This window comes from Microcoleus sp. Pol1C5 (assembly GCF_036701115.1).
Taxonomy (GTDB): Bacteria; Cyanobacteriota; Cyanobacteriia; order Cyanobacteriales; family Microcoleaceae; genus Microcoleus.
The window spans coordinates 237704-257284 of sequence record NZ_JAUBQE010000002.1 but is presented as its reverse complement, the minus strand read 5'-3'; the positions used below and the strand labels follow the sequence as shown (position 1 = coordinate 257284).

The 19581-nt window shown below is 45.4% G+C and carries 18 protein-coding genes and 1 pseudogene; 8 read left to right on the top strand and 11 right to left on the bottom strand.

Annotation, left to right across the window (positions count from 1 at the left end):
- Positions 1–116: 116 nt before the first annotated feature.
- Both QUA23_RS02195 and QUA23_RS02190 read left to right on the top strand, forming a co-directional pair.
- A complete protein-coding gene (locus QUA23_RS02195; RefSeq protein WP_333078841.1) occupies positions 117–1406 on the top strand; it encodes a leucine-rich repeat domain-containing protein in 1290 nt (429 codons plus the stop codon).
- A gap of 453 nt (positions 1407–1859) precedes the next feature.
- The gene (locus QUA23_RS02190; RefSeq protein WP_333078840.1) at positions 1860–2351 is read left to right on the top strand and encodes a hypothetical protein; all 492 of its coding nucleotides are present in this window, start codon (positions 1860–1862) and stop codon (positions 2349–2351) included.
- A 302-nt stretch (positions 2352–2653) separates the two neighbouring features.
- On the opposite strand, the gene QUA23_RS02185 is transcribed toward QUA23_RS02190, so the two are convergent.
- From QUA23_RS02185 to QUA23_RS02155, 7 genes are all read right to left on the bottom strand, one after another.
- The gene (locus QUA23_RS02185; RefSeq protein WP_333078839.1) at positions 2654–4165 is read right to left on the bottom strand and encodes an HlyD family efflux transporter periplasmic adaptor subunit; all 1512 of its coding nucleotides are present in this window, start codon (positions 4163–4165) and stop codon (positions 2654–2656) included.
- A gap of 24 nt (positions 4166–4189) precedes the next feature.
- Positions 4190–6334: a peptidase domain-containing ABC transporter gene (locus QUA23_RS02180; protein ID WP_333078838.1), complete on the bottom strand. Its 2145-nt coding sequence runs from the start codon at positions 6332–6334 to the stop codon at positions 4190–4192.
- A 144-nt stretch (positions 6335–6478) separates the two neighbouring features.
- Positions 6479–6715, bottom strand: a complete 237-nt coding sequence (locus QUA23_RS02175) for a hypothetical protein (RefSeq protein ID WP_333078837.1) — start codon at positions 6713–6715, stop codon at positions 6479–6481.
- 355 nt (positions 6716–7070) lie between these two features.
- Positions 7071–7406: a hypothetical protein gene (locus tag QUA23_RS02170; RefSeq protein WP_333110286.1), complete on the bottom strand. Its 336-nt coding sequence runs from the start codon at positions 7404–7406 to the stop codon at positions 7071–7073.
- Positions 7381–7821, bottom strand: coding sequence for a hypothetical protein (locus QUA23_RS02165; protein ID WP_333078836.1), 441 nt, complete (start codon positions 7819–7821; stop codon positions 7381–7383). Before QUA23_RS02165 ends, QUA23_RS02170 begins: the two co-directional genes overlap by 26 nt.
- A 46-nt stretch (positions 7822–7867) precedes the next feature.
- Positions 7868–8644 (bottom strand): hypothetical protein, encoded by a 777-nt coding sequence (locus QUA23_RS02160; RefSeq protein WP_333093943.1) that lies wholly within the window; start codon positions 8642–8644, stop codon positions 7868–7870.
- A 228-nt stretch (positions 8645–8872) separates the two neighbouring features.
- Positions 8873–9481: a hypothetical protein gene (locus QUA23_RS02155; protein WP_333078834.1), complete on the bottom strand. Its 609-nt coding sequence runs from the start codon at positions 9479–9481 to the stop codon at positions 8873–8875.
- 247 nt (positions 9482–9728) lie between these two features.
- On the opposite strand from QUA23_RS02155, the gene QUA23_RS02150 reads away from it, so the two are divergent.
- The 3 genes from QUA23_RS02150 to QUA23_RS02140 all read left to right on the top strand — a co-directional run bounded on the left by QUA23_RS02150 (position 9729) and on the right by QUA23_RS02140 (position 10934).
- Positions 9729–10070 carry a hypothetical protein gene (locus QUA23_RS02150; protein ID WP_333078833.1) on the top strand — a complete coding sequence of 114 codons (342 nt, stop codon included), beginning with the start codon at positions 9729–9731 and terminating at the stop codon, positions 10068–10070.
- Between the two features lie 128 nt (positions 10071–10198).
- Positions 10199–10636: a hypothetical protein gene (locus QUA23_RS02145; RefSeq protein ID WP_333078832.1), complete on the top strand. Its 438-nt coding sequence runs from the start codon at positions 10199–10201 to the stop codon at positions 10634–10636.
- Positions 10608–10934, top strand: a complete 327-nt coding sequence (locus QUA23_RS02140; RefSeq protein ID WP_333078831.1) for a hypothetical protein — start codon at positions 10608–10610, stop codon at positions 10932–10934. The genes QUA23_RS02145 and QUA23_RS02140 overlap by 29 nt, the downstream gene beginning before the upstream one ends.
- Before the next feature lie 1033 nt (positions 10935–11967).
- Here QUA23_RS02140 and QUA23_RS02135 read toward each other — a convergent pair.
- The 3 genes from QUA23_RS02135 to QUA23_RS02125 form a co-directional block, all read right to left on the bottom strand.
- Complete coding sequence (locus QUA23_RS02135) at positions 11968–12306, bottom strand: DUF2511 domain-containing protein (RefSeq protein WP_333078830.1); 339 nt, start codon at positions 12304–12306, stop codon at positions 11968–11970.
- 168 nt (positions 12307–12474) lie between these two features.
- Complete coding sequence (locus QUA23_RS02130) at positions 12475–14823, bottom strand: WD40 repeat domain-containing protein (RefSeq protein ID WP_333110284.1); 2349 nt, start codon at positions 14821–14823, stop codon at positions 12475–12477.
- A gap of 1 nt (position 14824) precedes the next feature.
- Positions 14825–16240 carry an NACHT domain-containing protein gene (locus QUA23_RS02125; RefSeq protein ID WP_333075764.1) on the bottom strand — a complete coding sequence of 472 codons (1416 nt, stop codon included), beginning with the start codon at positions 16238–16240 and terminating at the stop codon, positions 14825–14827.
- A 293-nt stretch (positions 16241–16533) separates the two neighbouring features.
- Between QUA23_RS02125 and QUA23_RS02120 the strand changes: the two genes are divergently transcribed.
- The 3 genes and pseudogenes from QUA23_RS02120 to QUA23_RS02110 all read left to right on the top strand — a co-directional run.
- Positions 16534–17160 carry an ATP-binding protein gene (locus QUA23_RS02120; RefSeq protein WP_333075762.1) on the top strand — a complete coding sequence of 209 codons (627 nt, stop codon included), beginning with the start codon at positions 16534–16536 and terminating at the stop codon, positions 17158–17160.
- A 205-nt stretch (positions 17161–17365) separates the two neighbouring features.
- Complete coding sequence (locus tag QUA23_RS02115; protein WP_333075761.1) at positions 17366–18010, top strand: ATP-binding protein; 645 nt, start codon at positions 17366–17368, stop codon at positions 18008–18010.
- Between the two features lie 54 nt (positions 18011–18064).
- Positions 18065–18253, top strand: a pseudogene (locus tag QUA23_RS02110) (response regulator); the annotation flags it as partial.
- Positions 18254–18457: 204 nt separating this feature from the next.
- Here QUA23_RS02110 and QUA23_RS02105 read toward each other — a convergent pair.
- Positions 18458–19420 carry a glycosyltransferase family 9 protein gene (locus QUA23_RS02105; RefSeq protein ID WP_333075769.1) on the bottom strand — a complete coding sequence of 321 codons (963 nt, stop codon included), beginning with the start codon at positions 19418–19420 and terminating at the stop codon, positions 18458–18460.
- Between the last annotated feature and the right edge of the window lie 161 nt (positions 19421–19581).

Genomic DNA, 19581 nt, shown 5'->3' with positions numbered 1-19581 from the left:
TCTCTAGTCATGTCCTTTGTTTTTCTCTAGGATTTGTTACTTTGATCTGGCTCTGATCATAAACTCTCTAGCTTCTGCCTCATTTCTTAGAATGTTAGGCTGAGTGGGTTATCAAAATGCGTACTGCACGGTTGTCTCAAGATGATACTCCCCTTCTAAAAGCTAGAAAGTCAAATAAAAACCATAAATATTTTGAACTTCGTGAAAATAAATACTACGAAAAGACAAAGGACATGACGCGAGAGGAAGCAATCCGACGAATTGATGAAGCAGTCGAAGAAAAATCGACGGAACTGGATTTATCGGGACTGGAGCTAAAAGAGTTGCCACCGGAAATTCTCAAGTGTACGCATCTGAGATGGCTTCATTTCAATAACAATCAGATTACCTCCATTCCAGAGATGATCGCCCAACTGTCGAACTTGACAAGGCTTAACCTCAGTGGCAATCAGATTACCGAAATCTCAGATGCAATCAGACACCTCTCGAATCTGACATGGCTTGGCCTTAGTAGCAATAAGATTACCTCCATCCCAGAATATATCGGGCAATTGTCCCGTTTGACAGGGCTAGGTCTCGATTTCAATAAAATTACCTCTATCCCAGAATATATCGGGCAACTGTCCCATCTGACAGGGCTTTATCTCACTGAAAATCACATTACCTCCATCCCAAAGGCGCTCGGGCAATTGTCGAATCTGACACAGCTTAGCCTCGGTGACAATAAAATTACCTCTATCCCAGAATATATTGGGCAATTGGGAAATCTGACATCGATTGTGCTCAATAACAATGAGATTACCTCCATCCCAGCGACACTTGGACAACTGTCCAATCTGGAATACCTTAACCTCAATAACAATGAGATTACCTCCATCCCAGAGGCGCTCGGGCAACTTTCCAATCTGAGATGGCTCGACCTCAATAACAATGAGATTACCTCCATCCCAGCGACACTCGGACAACTGTCCAATCTGGAATACCTTAACCTCAATAACAATGAGATTACCTCTATCCCAGAAGCGCTTGGGCAACTCTCCAATCTGACAGAACTCTACCTCGGTGAAAATCAGATTACCCCCGTCCCAGAAGCACTCGGGCAACTAGAGAATCTAAGGCTGCTAGACCTCCGTAAAAATCAGATTACCTCCATTCCAGAGGCGCTCGGGCAACTTTCCCATCTGACAAAACTTTACCTCGGTGAAAATCAGATTATCTTTATCCCAGAAGCACTTGGGCAACTGGGGAATCTAAGACTGCTAGATCTCCGTAAAAATCAAATTACCTTCATCCCAGAGGCGCTCGGGCCACTTTCCAATTTGACAATACTCTACCTCACTGGAAATCAGATTACCTTTATCCCAGAGGCGCTCAGACGACTGCCGAAGCTGAAAATAGATGAATAGGCTGAGTGAGCTGTAACAGTTTCCAGCTTTAAATGAGAAATTTGATATCCTGACCGAACAGCAGCACTTCCAAGCCCTAGGCAGGGATTTTTGGATATGCTGATGAGTTCGAGGTGATTATGCCCCTCGTAAGCCAAAAAATTCTGGAATTCAAAACTTGGTCAAAAGAAGAGACTGAGGCACTCATTGGTACAGACTTGGCAAGTCAGGGACAACTGCAAAATTAAAAGCCGATGTACAGTGACTTTTTATTTGACGTGGAGACATATTAGTGCCGTTAAAGAGGCCGTCGCTAAATCTGGTTTGCTTTTTTGGCTCAATCTAGCGAAAGCAATGCTGATAGTCAAATGCTAGAACGCGCTCGCAAACTTTCTCTATAAGCTTGTAAGAGGGAAGGTTTTGCTAAGCGACACAAAATTGTCTCGATGTCATTTAATTAGGCACTGTACAAAAGTGACTACAGTCAAAAAATCTGTTTCTTTAACTTTGACTACGACTACAGTGACTACAGTACCCCAAAACCTAGACACAGAGCGAGTTAAACCTGACTACAGTACCTCGGAACCTTTAACTACAGTGACTACAGTAAACGAGCCTACTGTAGTCAAGCGTAGTCATACTGTAGTCAAGGCTAGACTACAGTCGGAATCCTTATCTGATAAGGCTTTAGATGCTACTGTAGTCACTGTAGTTACGAATTCGCCACTTTCTAAAAAATTAGCGATTTTATTAGAGGACGCCTTGGTCGCTGGGCCACGAGCGATCAAACAAATTGCGGCTAAATACCCCCCAGAGGTTGTCCGGGAAGCGATCGCGCAGCTTGAAGCTAAAGACCCAGACGTGGCTGAAGAAATTCGAGATGCGCTTGAGATTGAAACTATCCCAGAGCAAGCAGCACCAATTATTGATGAATCCTCAATAAATGTACAATGCCTAATTAAATGACATCGAGACAATTTTGTGTCGCTGAGCAAAACCTTTCCTCTTACAGGATTACAGAGAAAGTTTGCGAGCGCGTTCTAGCATTTGACTATCAGCATTGCTTTCGCTAGATTGAGCCAAAAAAGCAAGCCAGGTTTAGCTTTGCCTCTTTAACGGCACTAATATGTCTTCACGTCAAATAAAAAGTCACTGTACATATTCTTTGCAACACTGTTGGCAACCTCTAAGAACTTTTTCAAAAAGTTCTCATCCAAATTACAAAACGATGTAGATTGAGTCTGGAAAGCGCAAAGGTGTGAGTAACCTTACAAATCTGCGATCAGCCTTGCCTTCCTGAGAAAGAATTGGAGTACAGTCTCATCTCTGGAAATAATATCGACTCTGCCCTCCATCCCCAATTGGATGGAACACAGTTTTTCCCCATGATGTAAAGCAAGGCTTTCTGGCTCAATTGTTACCTCGTAGAAGGCACCTCCTGCAACCGCTTTCTGCCCAGTAGCTGTTGTAGAGGTAAGCGCATCATTACTATTCTTTTGAGGGGAAAACGTATCTGGGGAAATCGCTTTGACCTTACCTTTAAGAGTACCGTAATCTGGATAAGGACAGGCAGAAACCCGCAAAACTACGTTTTGTCCGACTTTCAACTTGCTTTTATTCTCAGATGCCACCGCTGCTTTGACCACCAATGGGGCATCACTAGGGACAATTTGGGCCATTTCCTCTCCAGGGCGCACAGTTTGACCGGAGTTTCGCAGGTTTAGCTTAGAGATGATACCGTCTGCTGTGGCAGTAATAGCAGTCTGGCTGAGGTCGATTTCCACTTGTTTGAGTTCGCGGGTATCGCGCTCAACTGTTTGCTCAATACCAATCCGTTGCTGGATGAGAGCTTTGCGTTCTTTGTCTAATGTAGCGACACTGGCAACACCCGCAGCTTTTTCTTGACCAATGCGCTCAGAAGCGATCGCAACTTCTGCATTAGTCGGATTGAGTGCAGCCATTGCGCCTCGCCGTCTGGCAAAAGCTGCCACGACAGCTTGTTGCAACCGTTCAATTGTTTGTTTTTGTCCCTCAATTACCGCTTTTTGCGCCTCAACGGCTGACGATTGCTGGTCAGCAGCCAGTTGTGCTTCCTCCAATTGATTTTTAGAAAGCGCTCCTTCATTGGCTACACTCTGATATCGGTTGTGCTTTGATCTAGCTGCTCCCAAGGCAGCCTGAGTCGCACTTAAATTAGCTTGTGCTGACTTTAAATCCGCAAAACCTTTTTGTAACTCCTCCTGGGCGATCCGGACGTTCGCCTCGGTTTCTTGGACTTCAGTAACAGTAGTAATTTGTTTGTTTTGATAGTCCCGGCTGCGGTGCAAGAGTTCAGCTTTAGCACCAGCGACAACACGGGTGAAGCGGTCAGTTTCGGCTATAATCTGCCGATTGAGGGCACTAATCTGGGCATCGATTTCAACGAGTTGTAACTGGGTCTGCTGGATGTTGCTTTGCAGTTGACTTTTTTTCGTTTGAAGGCGAGAGTCGTCGATAGTAGCAATGACATCTCCTTTTTTGACAACTTGATTCTCTTTAACCCAAACGCGCATAACTGGACCTTCCGCAGCCGCCTGAACCAGTCGCAATTCGCCAGCAGGACGGATGTTTGCCTCGGCTTTGACAGTGACGTTGTATTTGGTTACAGAGGCGAGGGTGATGGCTACCCCCATAGAACCGACGATGAGCAGCCCGCCAAGGGTAGTCCAACGACTAATCGGCGGCAGAAACTCGTTGTCTTGAACTGGGGGCAGAAAATCTTGCTCAGGTGTGCTAACCATGATGCTCCATAAATGGTAAATATTTCAGGGAATTAGGAAGTCCAAGTGGTCTCCGGCTTGGGAGCTTAAATCTTCAAGAGAACCTTGCAGTCTTAAGCGACCTTGCTCCAGTAGGACAATCCAATCTGCTCGCTGGATTACTCTGGGGCGGTGGCTAATCATAATCGTGGTTTTTCCCTGGCGGTGTTCCAGTAGCTGTTCTAGCACTTGGGTTTCACTCACCGGGTCGAGGGCACCAGTGGATTCATCTAAAATCAGCACCGGCGGGTCATTGACAATCGCTCTGGCGATGGCTAACCTTTGCCGTTGCCCACCGGAAATATTTGCGCCAAATTCTCCTAAGATGGTTTGATATTTGTCGGGGAGTCTACTAATAAATTCGTCTGCACCAGCAATCTGGCAAGCTCTAACAATCTGCTCAAAGGTAACTTGAGGATTGCCTAAGCGGAAGTTTTCAAGAATCGATCGACTCCAAAAATGAGCATCTTGGGGAACAAGGACAATCTGTTGACGGAAGCAATCTAGTGAGAGGTCTTGCAGGTTATAAAGACCAATGCGAATATTACCGGATTGCAGAGTGTATAAACCTGCAATTAGTTTCGCTAGGGTACTTTTACCACAGCCAGATTTACCAATCAGGGCAATTACTTTACCGCCGGGAATACTTATGGAGAAGTTTTCTAGTAAATCAACTCTTCCAGCGTGGTGAAAATTAAGATTAGTACAAATAATATCAGCCTTGCTGGGAATTTTAGCATAGGGCTTTTTGCTATCGTCTTGATTTTCTGGTGTGGAGTCAATGACTTCTGTAAGGCGCTGGGTAGCTGTTTTAACGCGAATGAATTCATCCACAAATCCGATTACAGCCCCAATAAAGGCTATAAAACTGCCATTCATGCTGTTAAAAGCCAGCAGTTGACCGATACTTAATTCTTTGCTAATTACAAGAGTGCTACCAAACCAAAGCAAAGCAACGCTGCCGATGTTGGAAACTAATCCAGAGAAGACATTGTTAATAATCCCAATTTGGATTGTACTGAACATCAGATTAGCAAAGCGACCAAAGCGGCTTTGGAATTCATCCCAGAATTGAGGAGCAGCTGTGGTGGTCTTGAGGGTGAGGGCGCCTTTAAAAGTTTCGACTAGCACACCTTGGTTTTCTGCATCTGTAACCAAGGCATTGCGAGTCTTTTGCTGTAATGTTGGTAGGAAAATAATGGTAGATACAGTCATCAGTACGGCGATGATGACAGCTACTATAGTTAGTTTCTGGCTATAGAACAGCATGAAACCAAGGGAAATCAGGGCAATAAAAAACTGGCTGGGTAAAGTGGCGACAACTTGGGAAACTAGCTGATTAATCTGTTGAATATCTCCCAGGCGGCTGACAATTTCGCCACTGCGACGGGTTTCATAATAAGTCAGGGGTAAGTGGAGAATTTGTCGCCCAAATTCTAGGACTAACCCTAACTCTAAGCGTTGAGTAAAGTGGGCAATTAGGTTAGACTGCACAAATTGGAGGCTACTGCTGACGAGGTGCATTACCACAACGGCAATAACCAGACCTGTGAGCAGTTTTGTATCTCCCCGAACCAGCACATCATCAGTGAGAATTTGCAGCAGAAATGGGGAAGCTAAGGATAGTAAACCTAGGACGAGGTTAATTACAAATGCCTGAGACAGAATACCTCGATAAGGCGAGACGCGCTTCAGAAAGCGACCAAATCCACCAACTTTATCTTCAGGTTGCTCAAAAAAGCGAACGGGGTCTGGTTCAAGTAACAGCATTACGCCATCTGTCCATGCCTCCATCAACCATTTTTTGGAGAGATAACGGATGCCTGCACCTGGGTCAGCAATGACGTACTTTCTGCCCCGCTTGCCATACAAAACTACCCAGTGATAGCCTTTCCAGTGGATAATGGCTGGTAGGGGAGCTTCATTTATTCTGTTAACAATCTCAGGTGATGCTTTGACTGCACGAGCATTAAAGCCAAGTGGTTCTGCCCCCTGCTTCAGACCTAATAATGTAGTTCCTTCTTGTCTAGTACCTACAGCTTCACGGATGCGGTTAATGCTAAAGGTACGCCCATGATGTTTTGCAATAGATGCTAGACAAGCAGCTCCGCAGTCTTCTTCACTGTGTTGTTGAACAAGCTGATATTTCATAGGGAAAATATGTTTGTATAGCGCGGCATCAATTAAGAAAGAAGCACCCATAAAAGTATGGGTACTCTCTCTGATTTAAGGCACTAAATAGGTTGCTGAAACTTCAGCCTTCCAAATAGCTAATAATTTCCCGACTTATCCAATTCATTCCTTATTAGACAAGTTGACACCAGCTATACCAACGCCTAGGCCTAAAGCACCAACTCCCGCGACTGCTGCTCCAACAGGTCCGGTAAAAGGTGTAATGGCTGCGCCCACCGCAACGACTCCTGCCGATATACTTGCAAATGTACGCCAAAATCTACGACCACCACCAGACAAGCTTTCCGCTTCACTATCAGTGAGTTCAGTAAAAAGTGGGCTTTTTTGATTCTCTTCCATGATTTTCTCCATGAGTTAAATTGACGCAAGTTGCCTATAACTAGAAGGAGGTTGTCGCTTCGACAGTTAGCTTGAGAAACTCTTGCTGTCCACCTTGCTTTTTGCCTCTGTTGTGATATCAATCTAAAAGTCAAAATTTTCGCGGGGGCTTTAATATTTTTACAAAAGTTCATAGTATAGGCAAAAAAGAGGGTTAATACACTTTATACACGGCTTGAACGACTGTTGCAGTGCATTAAATGTATTTACTGTGGCTCCCCGGTGTGGTTCGAGCGGGTCAGTAAATGTGGGTTTACGCGAACACTAGGACATAAAGGGGCCCCGCCAAAAAAGGACGGGGCTGGTTGTGCGGGTGCTAGCCAGCGGCCGGGACGGGAGCATACTCAGTCAGTCGGTGGGCAAAGTCCACCTCGGCATCAGTAAGGTTATTGAAGTAGTGGCCGTGATGGAAGCCGCCGTCCTGTTCGTTATAAAAGTGCGTTGCCCACTGTCCGCCCCACTGTGTGAGCGTTACGCGGCCCGGAGCTCTCACTCCGTCCCCGGGGACGGGGTGATAGTTGATAATCTCATGGGCTTGGAGGAATTCGGCTGATAAGGGTGTCATGGTTTTGGTTTTGAGGTAGATGAGCAAGGGAGGATTCAAGTCCTCCCGGTTGTTGTGGGTGCTAGGCGAGGGCCCGCAGGTCAACATTTGTGATCAGCATCTTTAACCTCCGGGCTAGATTAGCTTTAGTCCCCCGACCGTCAACGCCCTTGGATTTTGCCAGCGAGCGCAAGGACGGCAGAGGAAGTTTATTCAATTCTTGCTCAATGTCAGGCTCTGGGGCTTGCTCCGGTTCAGTCGGCGTTACTTCCACATCAATTACTGCCTCTGGGGCCGGCGGAACTGGATCAGGTTGTTGGGTCGGTTCGGGTTCTGCGGGTGCGGCCGATTCAATCATTGCCACTGCACCCAGTGCGAACTTGACCGTTAGAGCATCCCGAAAAACTTTAACTTGAGACGGGTCTACATGGTTTAGCATCAGCAGGGCTTGGTCAACTTGTCCGAGCGCACTTTGAACCGCTTGCTCGACTGACAGTAGTAATTTCCGATAACAGTAGGACAAAAAGGGGCCCCGTCCCGATTTTTAGGAGATGGGGCGCGATCGAAGTTTAGGCGGCGAACTTCAGCATCTTGAGCATGGCTGAGGCTGTCGCTTGATTTTCAGATTCGAGTACGATCGCCGGAATTGTCTCGCCCGCTTTGGGATTTAACTGTCGGGCCAGAACTGCGGCGTGAAACTGAAAGTGGCCGGCGATGACTTTGTATCCGCTGCTGTCTCGCACCAGCACGGGCGGAACTATGAACCCGCCGATGGCCAAACTCAACTCCCCTGCAATTTCCAATTCGTTCGAGTCAAAGTTACAGGCCGGAATATCTGACGTGATGGGCTTAACCGCAACCAAAGAGAGCATCAGTTTTTTGGCTAGTACAGGTTGCACCCGTCCTCGACCGTTGTCGCCACGGTTCGGGGGTTCATCACCGTTAGTCCCGATGGCTGCGGCTGCTGCGGTTGGTGCGGTTGTAGCGGGCGATGTGACGGGTGCAGTTTTTTTTGCTGAGAGTGTTGCTGGTGCAGGTGTTGAAGGTGTGGCAGGTGCGATCGAAGTTTGTTCGGTTGTGTCGGCTTGGGCGATCGGCGCTTCGACTTCGGCGACTTCGGCGACAGGCTCAACTTTTTCGGCTTCGGCTTTTGCCAGCGCTTCTACACACGAGATGGTCGCGAGCCAATGGCCTCGCTTTACGTCGCTCGCTGTTTGGCTGACGCTACAGCAGTAGCGGTTTCCATCTATATGGCGGGCGAAGGGACAGTCAGCACAAGTCATTGTAGAAGGAGCGGGAAGTTCGAGGTCGGCGCTCGTCGTTGGGGCAGTTTGTACTAAAATCATGGCTAAGTCCTTTGTTGGGCTAGCCACCGCCTGCGACCTCGTAAACTTTGGGCGGTGGTTTTGTTTTTGGGTAAGCTTGTCTTACTTCTATGTCTTACATTATGGCAATTTGTAAGACATCTGTCAAGAGTAGTTAGACAAATTGTTAGACAAAATAAGACAAACGTAAGGCAAGTGTAAAACCGTATGAGCTTAGGGTCTTACACTTGGCTTGGTAGTTAATCTGAGTTAGGCTGTGGCGTCCCAGATATCGGCCTGTGTGACGATCGCCTTGAGTCTCCTGGCAATCGCCGCTCGTGTTCCGTGTCCGCTAACTTTCTTTGTAGCCGCTAGCTTGCGGATTGACTGGATGCTCATTTTATTAAGCAGTCCCTCAATGTCTGTTGTTGGCGCCGCTGCTGTTGTTGGTGCTGCTGCTGTGGCGATCAGCGCGTCGCTGGCGGGTGTTTCCGGGGTCTCTGTAACCTCGACATCAATTGCTGGCTCAATTTCAGGCTCTGCCGAAGTTTCCGGTGCTGTTGGCGCTTTTGGTTCCGGTTCGATCGCTTCGGCTGGCGTAGTGGTGGCTGGCTCAAGAATGCCGATCGCACCAGGGGCGATTTTGATGTCGATCGCGTCTTTGAAAGTCCCGACCTGTGATGCGTCTACGTGGTGCAGCATCATCAATGCCGTGTCTACTTGACTCAGTGCCGATTCACACGCTTGCTCGACTGATTGCAACTGCTGGCGGTAGTCTTGGAGCGCCGTGAGTTTGGTTTGGAGGGAGGCGATTTGAGTTTGGATATCAAGGATTGAAGCGTCAACTTGGGCGAATTTGGCAGTTAATAAAGTAGTCATTGTGGTGTCCTGTATGGTGTGATGTCGCTGTAGTGCTTGCCGTATAAGGGTTTGTTTGAGGTGTCTTACCCATATGTCTTACATAGTAGCAATCCGTTAGACGGTTGTCAAGCGGTTGTAAGACTAATTTGTTAGACATAAGCATAGTGTATGACGAGTAAGTGTATGACAAATTCTGCTTATATGTCATACAAACAGCGAGGGAGGTTATACAATGGCGTCATACACGTTTGATTGAGGTAAGACAATGGCGTCAACATCGTTAACTTTTCGCTGTCCAGATGAAGTGTTGGAGGCGATCGACAATCTAGGGAAAGAGCGTTATCCGGCGGCTAATACTAAGCACGGGTGCGATCGCTCCAAGACTTTAATCGACATTGTGCGGGCCGGCATCGAGGCGCTATCTGATGGCTCCGTGGTATTACCCCCACCCGAAGAAGTCAGACAACAACCGTATGACGTAAGACACAGTTTGTCAGACAGCGTGTTAGAAGCGCGTATTACAGAAATTGTTGAGCGTAAGACAGAAGGATTACAAACAGCGCTGGCAGAATTGAGGGCTGAACTGGTGGGGGAGTCAGTCGCCTAAGAGAAAATAATGACAGCGAATCTCTTAGGCAACAACTCGCGCAAACACAAGAACAACTAGCAATAACCACACAGGAATTTGAAGAGGCTAAAACTAATAATCAAAGGTGGAGGGAAGCTTTCAAGGAATTGGAGGGGGAGAGGGATAATCTTGAATGGAAAGTAGGGGCGCTTCGCGATGAAAACCAGCGATTACAAGCTGACATCCGAAACTTGCAGCAAGAACCGAAGGAAACCGACGCCGACTTTGCCAAGCTCCAAGAATCAAGTGCATTAGTAATCAACAATCTTCGCGAAGACCTGCGAGTATTGCAATCGCGCCTTGCAGAAGAAAGGGTAGAACGAGAAAGTCTGCAAAAACAATTGGATAATGGAGCCAAACAGAATCCAGCCTCTGCTAACACACAGCAACCAGCGACAAAACTGGGATTACCAGAGGCCGCCGACTTGCTCAACCAGTTGAAGGGGCGGCGTAAGAAATCGAAGGTGGAACTGGCAGATGTGACTGTTATTCTAGAATTTTTGGAGGGGCAGACTAATGAGAAATTATTGGGGCGAAATAATTAATGGGGAAGTCGGCGACTTGGTAAAAGGTCGCTGCGACTTCGAGAGAGTCGCGCGCGTAGTTGAAATTGCTGCTAATGGCTACAATATCACCATTGAGGAAACACCATATGGACTTGCTTGCGGAGGATGGTTTTACCGTCATAGCAGAGGACAAATACAAAATTGGCGAAACTCCCCGCAGGTACACCACAAACAGCGCTTCAATCTTTTTTCTGAAAGAGAAAGAGGAGGCAGAATAATGGGGGCAATTTCTTCTTTGGCGAGTGCATCGCTTCCAGCTTTCCGGCTGATTAATTAGCCGATAGTCACACCATCCCCTAAAGCAGGCGCGAGTTTTGGGAGATTGCTCGGTGCTATAATTGGCATGGGACAACCGCATAAACCCTATCAGGGATTGAAACACCATAAACCCTATCGGAGCTAGTGCCACTCCAAAAGCCCCCAACACCCCAAAACCCTATTAGGGATTGGATTTTAAATTTTAGATTTTAGATTTTGGCTTCTGACAGTGGCTCACAAGTTGCTGCTGCCAGAACGCTTATGATGTAAGCGATTCGCCTTTTTAGGCTCTGTCAAAACTCTCCGCAAGCTCTTTAACCCCATGCGGGGAGGGGAACTAATAGAGCCGGTTTTTTGTAAAGTTTGTATCAATCCGAGATTTTAGGAGCATTTTAGGAGCATTTTCAGGTAAAATACCCTGCTCTGTAACCCAGTAGGTAACTAATCACGTATTTTCCGGCGATAGCAAAGACTTTGATTCTTTATTCAGTAATCAACGAGCATCTTTTTTATTTTATTTTGCTTTTAAAATAAAATTTTAACATCACAATAATTGCAGTAAGTAAATAAACAATAGCATTAATAAATATCAAAGCTAAACAAGTACAAAGTATGGAGAGAATCATAAAGAGTATCACCTTTATAATTGGAGGGAGAGGAACCTTATAATATATTAAAGCCACTAGGGAGAGTGGAATAAGTATGTAATTATAATATAGGGGAGTTGTTCGATTTATAAAAGCGGTAATTACCAATAGTATTAGCACTACTATTTGCAAAATTAAAAACATCAATAAACTCATAATTTTCATTCTATATATTGAATTCGTTCTTTATCACTCCTTGTCTAGTATTTGTTTTAACATACTTCTACCATAAACAACCCGTACAGTGGGGTTCTTGAAGGGCCTGAGGAGGTAGTTTTTCTGACTGATATCACTCCGCCACCAGCCGACGCCATTGCGATTGAGGAACCTCTCGCCGTCGCTTTTACTTACTACAGCCAGGCCCTCACAGATTTGATAGAGCTAAAGGAAGTCACTATTAAATTTTTACTGTTGCGGGCAAAGTTTTAATCCTTTATCAATCAAGGCCCCAATGTTTTTCTTAGCAGGTGGATGAGTGGGATCTGGCTTCCTGATTGATTCAATTGGAAGAAATTTTCCTGAACCACTAACTGTCCCATTAAGAGAATATTCTTTGCCGTCTAGTGTAATAAAGGTAACAACCTTCCCCCCGCCGGAGTTCAGAACGCAAGACACTCTGCCACTCGGCACTGTTAGTGGCCACTGTTTTGCAAACTGTTCTTGCGAAACAGATGAACCCTTCTCGCCTCCACAACCTACTGCCAGCAACAGCTCACACAATACCCCGTACTTTTTCCAGTTCATTAACTTGCCTGCCGACTCTTCTCACTTTTCTTAAGTCTGGCACGAGCGAGTTCGGATGAGTTCGGATACGTTGATGGGCAACAGCGTCGGCGGGGACGCTAGTAACGATATTGAAATTGCTGCTCGCCGACAACTGTGTAAGAAATTGCCGACAACTGTGTAAGAAATTTATGTTAGTTGCTCTATCCCTTCTAGTCGCAAAAAATATACGCGACCGGATACGTCGCCCGCTACGATTGTCACTCCATCGGGTGCAACAGCGCAACAGGTGATCGCACTTTCACCCGTAAAACTGGCAATACCATTTCCACTCGACAAATCCCAGACTTTGAGGGTGCTATCCCACGAACCAGAAATTGCCCGCTTCCCATCAGCAGTCGCGGCTACTGCTTTTACCAAATCGCTGTGACCAGTGAGAGTAAACTCTTCCTTTCGAGTAGTTAGATCCCATACTTTGATAGTGTTGTCATCTGAACCAGAAATTGCCCGCTTGCCATCAGCGGTGACGGCGACTGCTGTTACGAATTGGCCGTGAGCTTCGAGAGTAAACAGTTTCTTTCCTATTGTTAAATCCCAGACTTTGATTGTCTTGTCATATGAAACAGAAATTGCCCGCTTGCCATCAGCGGTGACGGCGACTGCTTTTATCCAGCCGCCGTGACCTTTTAAAGTAAACAGTTCCTTTCGAGTTGTTAAATCCCAGACTTTGAGGGTGTTGTCCGATGAACCAGAAATTGCCCGCTTGCCATCGGGGGTGATGGCGACTGCATTGATTGAGTTGGTATGACCTTTGAGAGTAAACTGTTCCTCTCCAGTTGTTAAATCCCAGACTTTGAGGGTGGTGTCTCTTGAACCAGAAATTGCCCGCTTGCCATCAGCAGTGACGGCTACTGCATGGACTAAGTAGCTGTGACCTGTGAGAGTAAAGAGTTCCTTTCGAGTTGTTAAATCCCAGACTTTGAGGGTTGTATCATCTGAACCAGAAATTGCTAGCTTGCCATCATCAGTGACAGCTACTGCATTTACCGAGCCGCTGTGGCTATTGAAAGTAAACTGTTCCTTTCCAGTTGTTAAATCCCAGAGTTTGAGAATTATATCATATTCATTAGAACTCGCCCGCTTGCCATTATCAGTGACAGCTACTGCATTGATCGAGCCGCTGTGGCTATTGAAAGTAAACTGTTCATTTCTAGTTGTTAAATCCCAGAGTTTTATGGTTCTATCATATGCACCAGAAATCGCCCGCTTGCCATCATCAGTGACAGCAACTGCATTTACCGAGCCGCTGTGGCTATTGAAAGTAAACTGTTCCTTTCCAGTTGTTAAATCCCAGACTTTGAGGGTTGTATCATATGAAGCAGAAATTGCCTGTTTGCCATTAGTAGTGAGAGCGACTGCATTTACCTGTATGTGACCATTGAGAGTAAACAGTTCCTTTCCAGTTGCTAAATCCCAGACTTTGATGGTGTTGTCCCACGAACCAGAAATCGCCCGCTTGCCATCAGCAGTGATTGCTACTGCATTTACCGAATCGCTATGACCATTGAGAGTAAACAGTTCCTTTCGAGTTGTTAAATCCCAGACTTTGAGGGTGTTGTCCCACGAACCAGAAACCGCCCGTTTGCCGTCGGGGGTGACTGCCACTCCATGTACCGAGTTGCTGTGACCATTGAGAGTAAACAGTTCCTTTCCAGTGGTTAAATCCCAGACTTTGAGGGTGTTGTCCTCTGAACCAGAAATCGCCCGCTTGCCGTCGGGGGTGACGGCTACTGCATTTACCGAATCGCTATGACCATTGAGAGTAAACAGTTCCTTTCGAGTTGTTAAATCCCAGACTTTAAGGGTGTTGTCATCTGAACCAGAAATCGCCCGCTTGCCGTCGGGGGTGACGGCTACTGCATATACCTGTCTATGACCATTGAGAGTAAACAGTTCCTTTCCAGTGGTTAAATCCCAGACTTTGAGGGTTTGGTCTCTTGAACCAGAAATCGCCCGCTTGCCATCAGCAGTAATGGCTACGGCTTTTACCGACTTGCTGTGACCTTTAAGGGTGCGTAGCAATCCCCTGCGAGAGGGAGTTAAACAAGGTGTCAAAGGACGCAACCAAGGTGCTGCTTTCCACTGCTTTGCTACTTCCAGCATTGCCTGAATCTCGGGCATTTCAAAGTACAGTAAGCGCCCTAACAATTGCTGGGCCAGTTTGGTCTTATCTCCATCCAAAATATCGGCTGACATCCACAGTACCCTTTGAATCAAGTTCAAGGCTTTTGCTGTTTCTGAGTTATATCCTAGGTTAGTGACTGTTTCAGAAGCGTCAACTAAATCGAAATCATCAATCAGTGCCTGCACCCCAAACTCAGGATGCTGGATCTTTGCCATCAGAAAGTTAAAATCAGTCAGTTTTTGATAATACTTTTCTAAATTCCCTGACTTAACATAATTTGGCAGTAAACTGCCCAGATAAGCACGTTGATAGGAAAGTGGTTTGGCAGCTAACTTGTCAGTAAATTCTCCCATCTCACGCCATCCCCTTTTCTAAATACTCAGCAATCCGTTGATTTACTTCCAGAAAAATTTTCCGCTTTGCATCCATCTCCCGTTTTGCTTTCAGAAAGTCAAGGAAACTAGCATGATAGATGGTATAGCAAAGTTCTCCTTCTACATTCTGCTTTTTCAAATACTCAACCCACTCATCTTCTAAAACCTTTTTCACATCGCATTCATCCACTTTGGCAATTCCAGCAATCATCTCGCAGGGAATCGCCGTGCCAATCTCTAGTAAAATATACAAGGCAATCTCCATCAATTGCCCTGGATTAGCTTCCATCCGCATCCCCACCCAATGGCTTTGATAATACTCTTGCAGCCCATCGGGCAATTGCGTTAAACTCAAGTCATTGTAATCACCCTTAGCAATTGCAGGCAAAACATAGCGCAAATACATAAAATTGTTTTCGCTTTTGTTTGCCACTTGCTCGATAAAAGTTGTATCTAAAATGCTGCGATTTTGAATCCAGTTTCTCAGTTTATATTTATACTCCGTATCGGTATTAATCGCATACCGAATATACTCTTTGATATCCTCCCGATTGAAATTAACATACTCGCTCTCTCTTAAATCTAACTCTTTTACCGGAACATCTACTAACAACTGCTTTTTATCAGAAGCATAGGGTCGCCGCGTCAGCAGAAAATATACGTTATTGGGCAGATTTTTCGGTAAATGTAAAAGATTTACTCCCGGTTCTTGTTCGACTTCATCCAGTGCATCAATTGCAATTACTAAACGATCGCCCGCCGTGAGTTTTCCCGCCACCTGTGCCAGTAAAGTTGGTAAATCGGCGTCTTCTGAATTTGGCAATTGGTAGCGGTCAATTAATTGCCGGCGAATGCTCTTCAAAAACAATTCGGGTCTGTTGCGGCGTTCGACGAGAATATTGAAATAGCAGGGAGATTTATGTTCAGACACGTATTTGGCAACGATCGAGCTTTTGCCCATTCCCGCATCTCCGACGATCGTAAAATAACCGTGAGGATTTTCGGTGATAAATTGCTGAAAAGTCTCAAAAACAAATCCGCGCCCGCAAAACCTCCGAATTTTTTCTTCTATTAACGATCTAAATTCTTCAGGGTAGGGGGCAACTACTGGGTCTGGTTTTGGATAATACTTCTGTTTTAATTTTATAAACAATATATCCAATTTGCCGGCACCGTTTTGGTCAAGAAGTTGAGGAAAAGTATTTCCAAATTTCTTGTAAATCACTCCCAGCCGCTGTTTTACAGTAGCTTCTGATATTCTTAATTCTAGTGAAAGCTCTACCTGATTGCGGGGTGCTCTTTCAGGAGAGAAGAGTGCTGCTAATAATGTTTCGGTTTGTTCCATCGATAATCCATGTGTCCCAGATTCGCCTCTAAGGAATTCTTGCCAATCCATCTAGGTTAACCCCTAATTTAACTTTATTACAACTTACACGTCATGCACTTAAATCATCTTGAGCCTTGCCAAAGATCTCTTAGACGGCTGGAATGCTTGCCAGTCGTGAGCTTTGCGAAGGATAGGGACTCTGCATGACAGTAGTTTAATTATACCTTGACTATACTTTGATTATACCGACCTCTAATAGACCTAACTTTATACCTCTGGTCAACTTCACTCAATTAAAGTGATGCGATGATTTGATCAGAAGCACAAAAGCAATGTTTGATAAACATTAGAGGTCACTAGAAATGAATCTTAACTTATTCGGCAACTCACACCCCGACGAAGATAATAGCAAAATGGATGAAATCCCATCACTTGGGATAGGTATAAAAATTATTAGCCAAATTGCCGATGAGCTTAGTTATACCCACACTTCTGACCGTCGAAACTGTCTGTTAATTGTAAAATATTTTCAGCCTGTACTACCTCACCCTAGCACTCAAGCTGATTGTTTTAAGCGAGCGACCGATACTTTAAACATTTTCAACTGGCTGAAAGAGCAAAAAACTAGCCCATCCGATCGAAGTTCTAACCAGCCACTGCAAAAAATTACTCTTCAACTCAATAGTGATGTTGCCACTGTCACTCAAGTTTTATGGTGGGTCGAACAGTTAGAGAATCTACCACTTCCCGAAGAAGTTTTGCAGCTTTGTAAACTTGCGACGGTGGAGGGGTTTATCAATGCTATTCACCACCACAAAAATATGCCAGCAAACACTCCGATCGATCTTGCTATCGCAGTTTTTAACGAACGCATAGAAATTCAAATTTGGGATTGGGGAAAGCCTCTTACTTGCCACGAAAAAGTGGCACCTGAGCAATCCCAAGCAAAAGATACTTTCGGTTTAAAGGAGCTGCAATTTATGTTTTAGCAAAGATTACTATATCTGCAAATCCTTTTTTAATTAGTTCTGCATGACTAGGATAGATAGGTTTTAATCTCCTGCCCGATTTACCCTAAAAATCATGGCATATCGCAAATTAAAACTCACATTGTCTGGCGTACATTCTTCCTTTTGGCCTCAGTAGGATATCTCTAGAAACAAAAAACTTCAATATTTAGCAGAGGAAACCGTTATGAACTATAACTTAGAAAATTGGCACCGTGACGAAGATTTTAGCGAAATCGATGAAATAGGAAAAATAGGTATAAAACTTATTGGCAAAATTGCCGATGAGCTAAGTTATACCCGCACGTCTGAGGGGCGAAACTGTCTGTTAATTGTAAAATATTTTCAGCCACCTTTAGTACCACACAAACCTAGCACTCAAGCTAGTATTCTTAAGCGTGCGATCGACGTTTTACACAGCTTTAACTGGCTTCAAGAGCAACGCAATCCCCAATCCGAGCCAAGTTATAACCAGCCATTCCACAAAATGCCATTTCACAAAATAAAGCTTCAAGTAAGTAGCGAGCTCCAGGCGGTTACTCAAGTTTTATGCTGGGTCGAGCAGTTAGAGTCTCTACCCATTCCCGAAGCAGTTTTGCAGCTTTGTAAACTGGCTGCGATCGAGGGTTTTGCCCATGCTGTTCGCCACGCCCACACAAATCGGTCATTGGAAACTCCGAAAATAGAACTGGCGATCGCAGTATTTAACACACGCCTAGAGATCGAAATATGGGATTGGGGCAAGCCTTTTGACCTCAAGACCAAGCTGAAAGAAGAATTGCCCGAAAAAACTCTATTTAGTTGGAACGACCTGGCTTTTACTCTTCACTAAAGCTGTTCTGAAATTGCCAGTTTTCCCTTGACAACAGAAAGGAAGTTTTTTGTGATGATTACCGATACTACTCCCAAGATTTTCGTTGTGGATGATTACCCATCCATCCGCAATTTAATTCATCGCTTTTTTAATTATCAATATCAAGTATATTCGGCCGCAGATGGCGAGACTGGTTTAGCATTGTTTGAGAAATTAAACCCACTGCTAGTAATTCTCGATGGAAATTTGCCGGATACTACTTTAGAGCTTTATAGCTCGATCAAAATAGGTAAAAACCGATGGTGAAAGTTGAGGGTGCGGAATGTGGCTGACAGCAGATGATGGATGATTGGGAAGACTAACATCGAGTTTTAGATGCCCGACTTTCCTCGTCCCCCTGGCCTCGAAACCAGCTAAATTGTAGGGACACGGCACGGCCGTGTCCTGACTTAGATATCCTTGTTTTTAGCCGCCCCAAACCTTCTTTAAAACATCTTGAGGAGAGATGTCTGCCATTTTGCCAGTAGGAGATTTAATGCCCAAAAATCGATCGCTCTTTGGCAACAATTTCGCCGGTTCAGTCGGGCCAAACAAAGCTATTGTATAAGTTTGAACCGCCACAGCTAAGTGCATCGGCGCACTGTCAGTACATATCATCAAATTAGCAGCAGCAATGGTGGCAGCCAACTTGCCGACATCATCCGGCGAGATAACTTTTACATTCGGACATGACTCGACTAACTTTGTCACGAAGTCTGCATCTTCGGGCCCTTTCACAACAACAACAGGCAAATTCGGCTGCCGCTGCTGACAATCTTCAATTATTTGCTTCCAGTTGTCTGTAGGGTAAATTTTGTCAATACCTTTAGACACAGCTAATTGACTCGAACCGCCGTGAATTAGAATGTAACCACTTTCTTTGATTCCCAACCGCTGCTGTTCGGCTTCCGCCCACTGAATGTCCTGTTTAGGTACATTAATTGCGATCGCCGGACAAGGATTTGTAATGTTAAATCCTTGCAGCAAATCGTGGTACATTGAAGCCGCGTACTGTTCAGTTTTTAGCGGTACGGCAGCGGTGAGAAATCGAGCACCGTTGGTTCCCGAATACCCAACTCTCTGCGGAATGCCGGTCAGCCACAGCAGCAGCCCTACAGTCCACCGCTGGCCGAGGGAAATAACTGCTTCGTATTCGCGATCGCGAATTACGCCCAGTAAATTGCCCCAATCTGCCAGAGCGTTGCGGTCTTTAAAATTGTACGTCAAGACTTCTTTGACGGATTTGCAGACTCGGTAAGCACCCTTTGCCCTCGGTTCAACGATGACATCAATTTGCGCCTCTGGATAAGACTGCTTGAGGTCATCAAGAGTGGGGAAAAATAAAATTTGGTCGCCAATCCCGCCAGGGACAAGTGCTAGTATTCGCATCATAAACGATCGGGCTATTATTGATCGAGGTAGCTCTCAGAGATCGGCTCTCAACTATCAGCTTATAGTATTTCTAGACTTTAAAAGCTACTGGCTGACAGCTAAACAACTGACCCAAAAGTACAGGACGCTCTTAATATATACCTAGTTGGGTGAAGAAG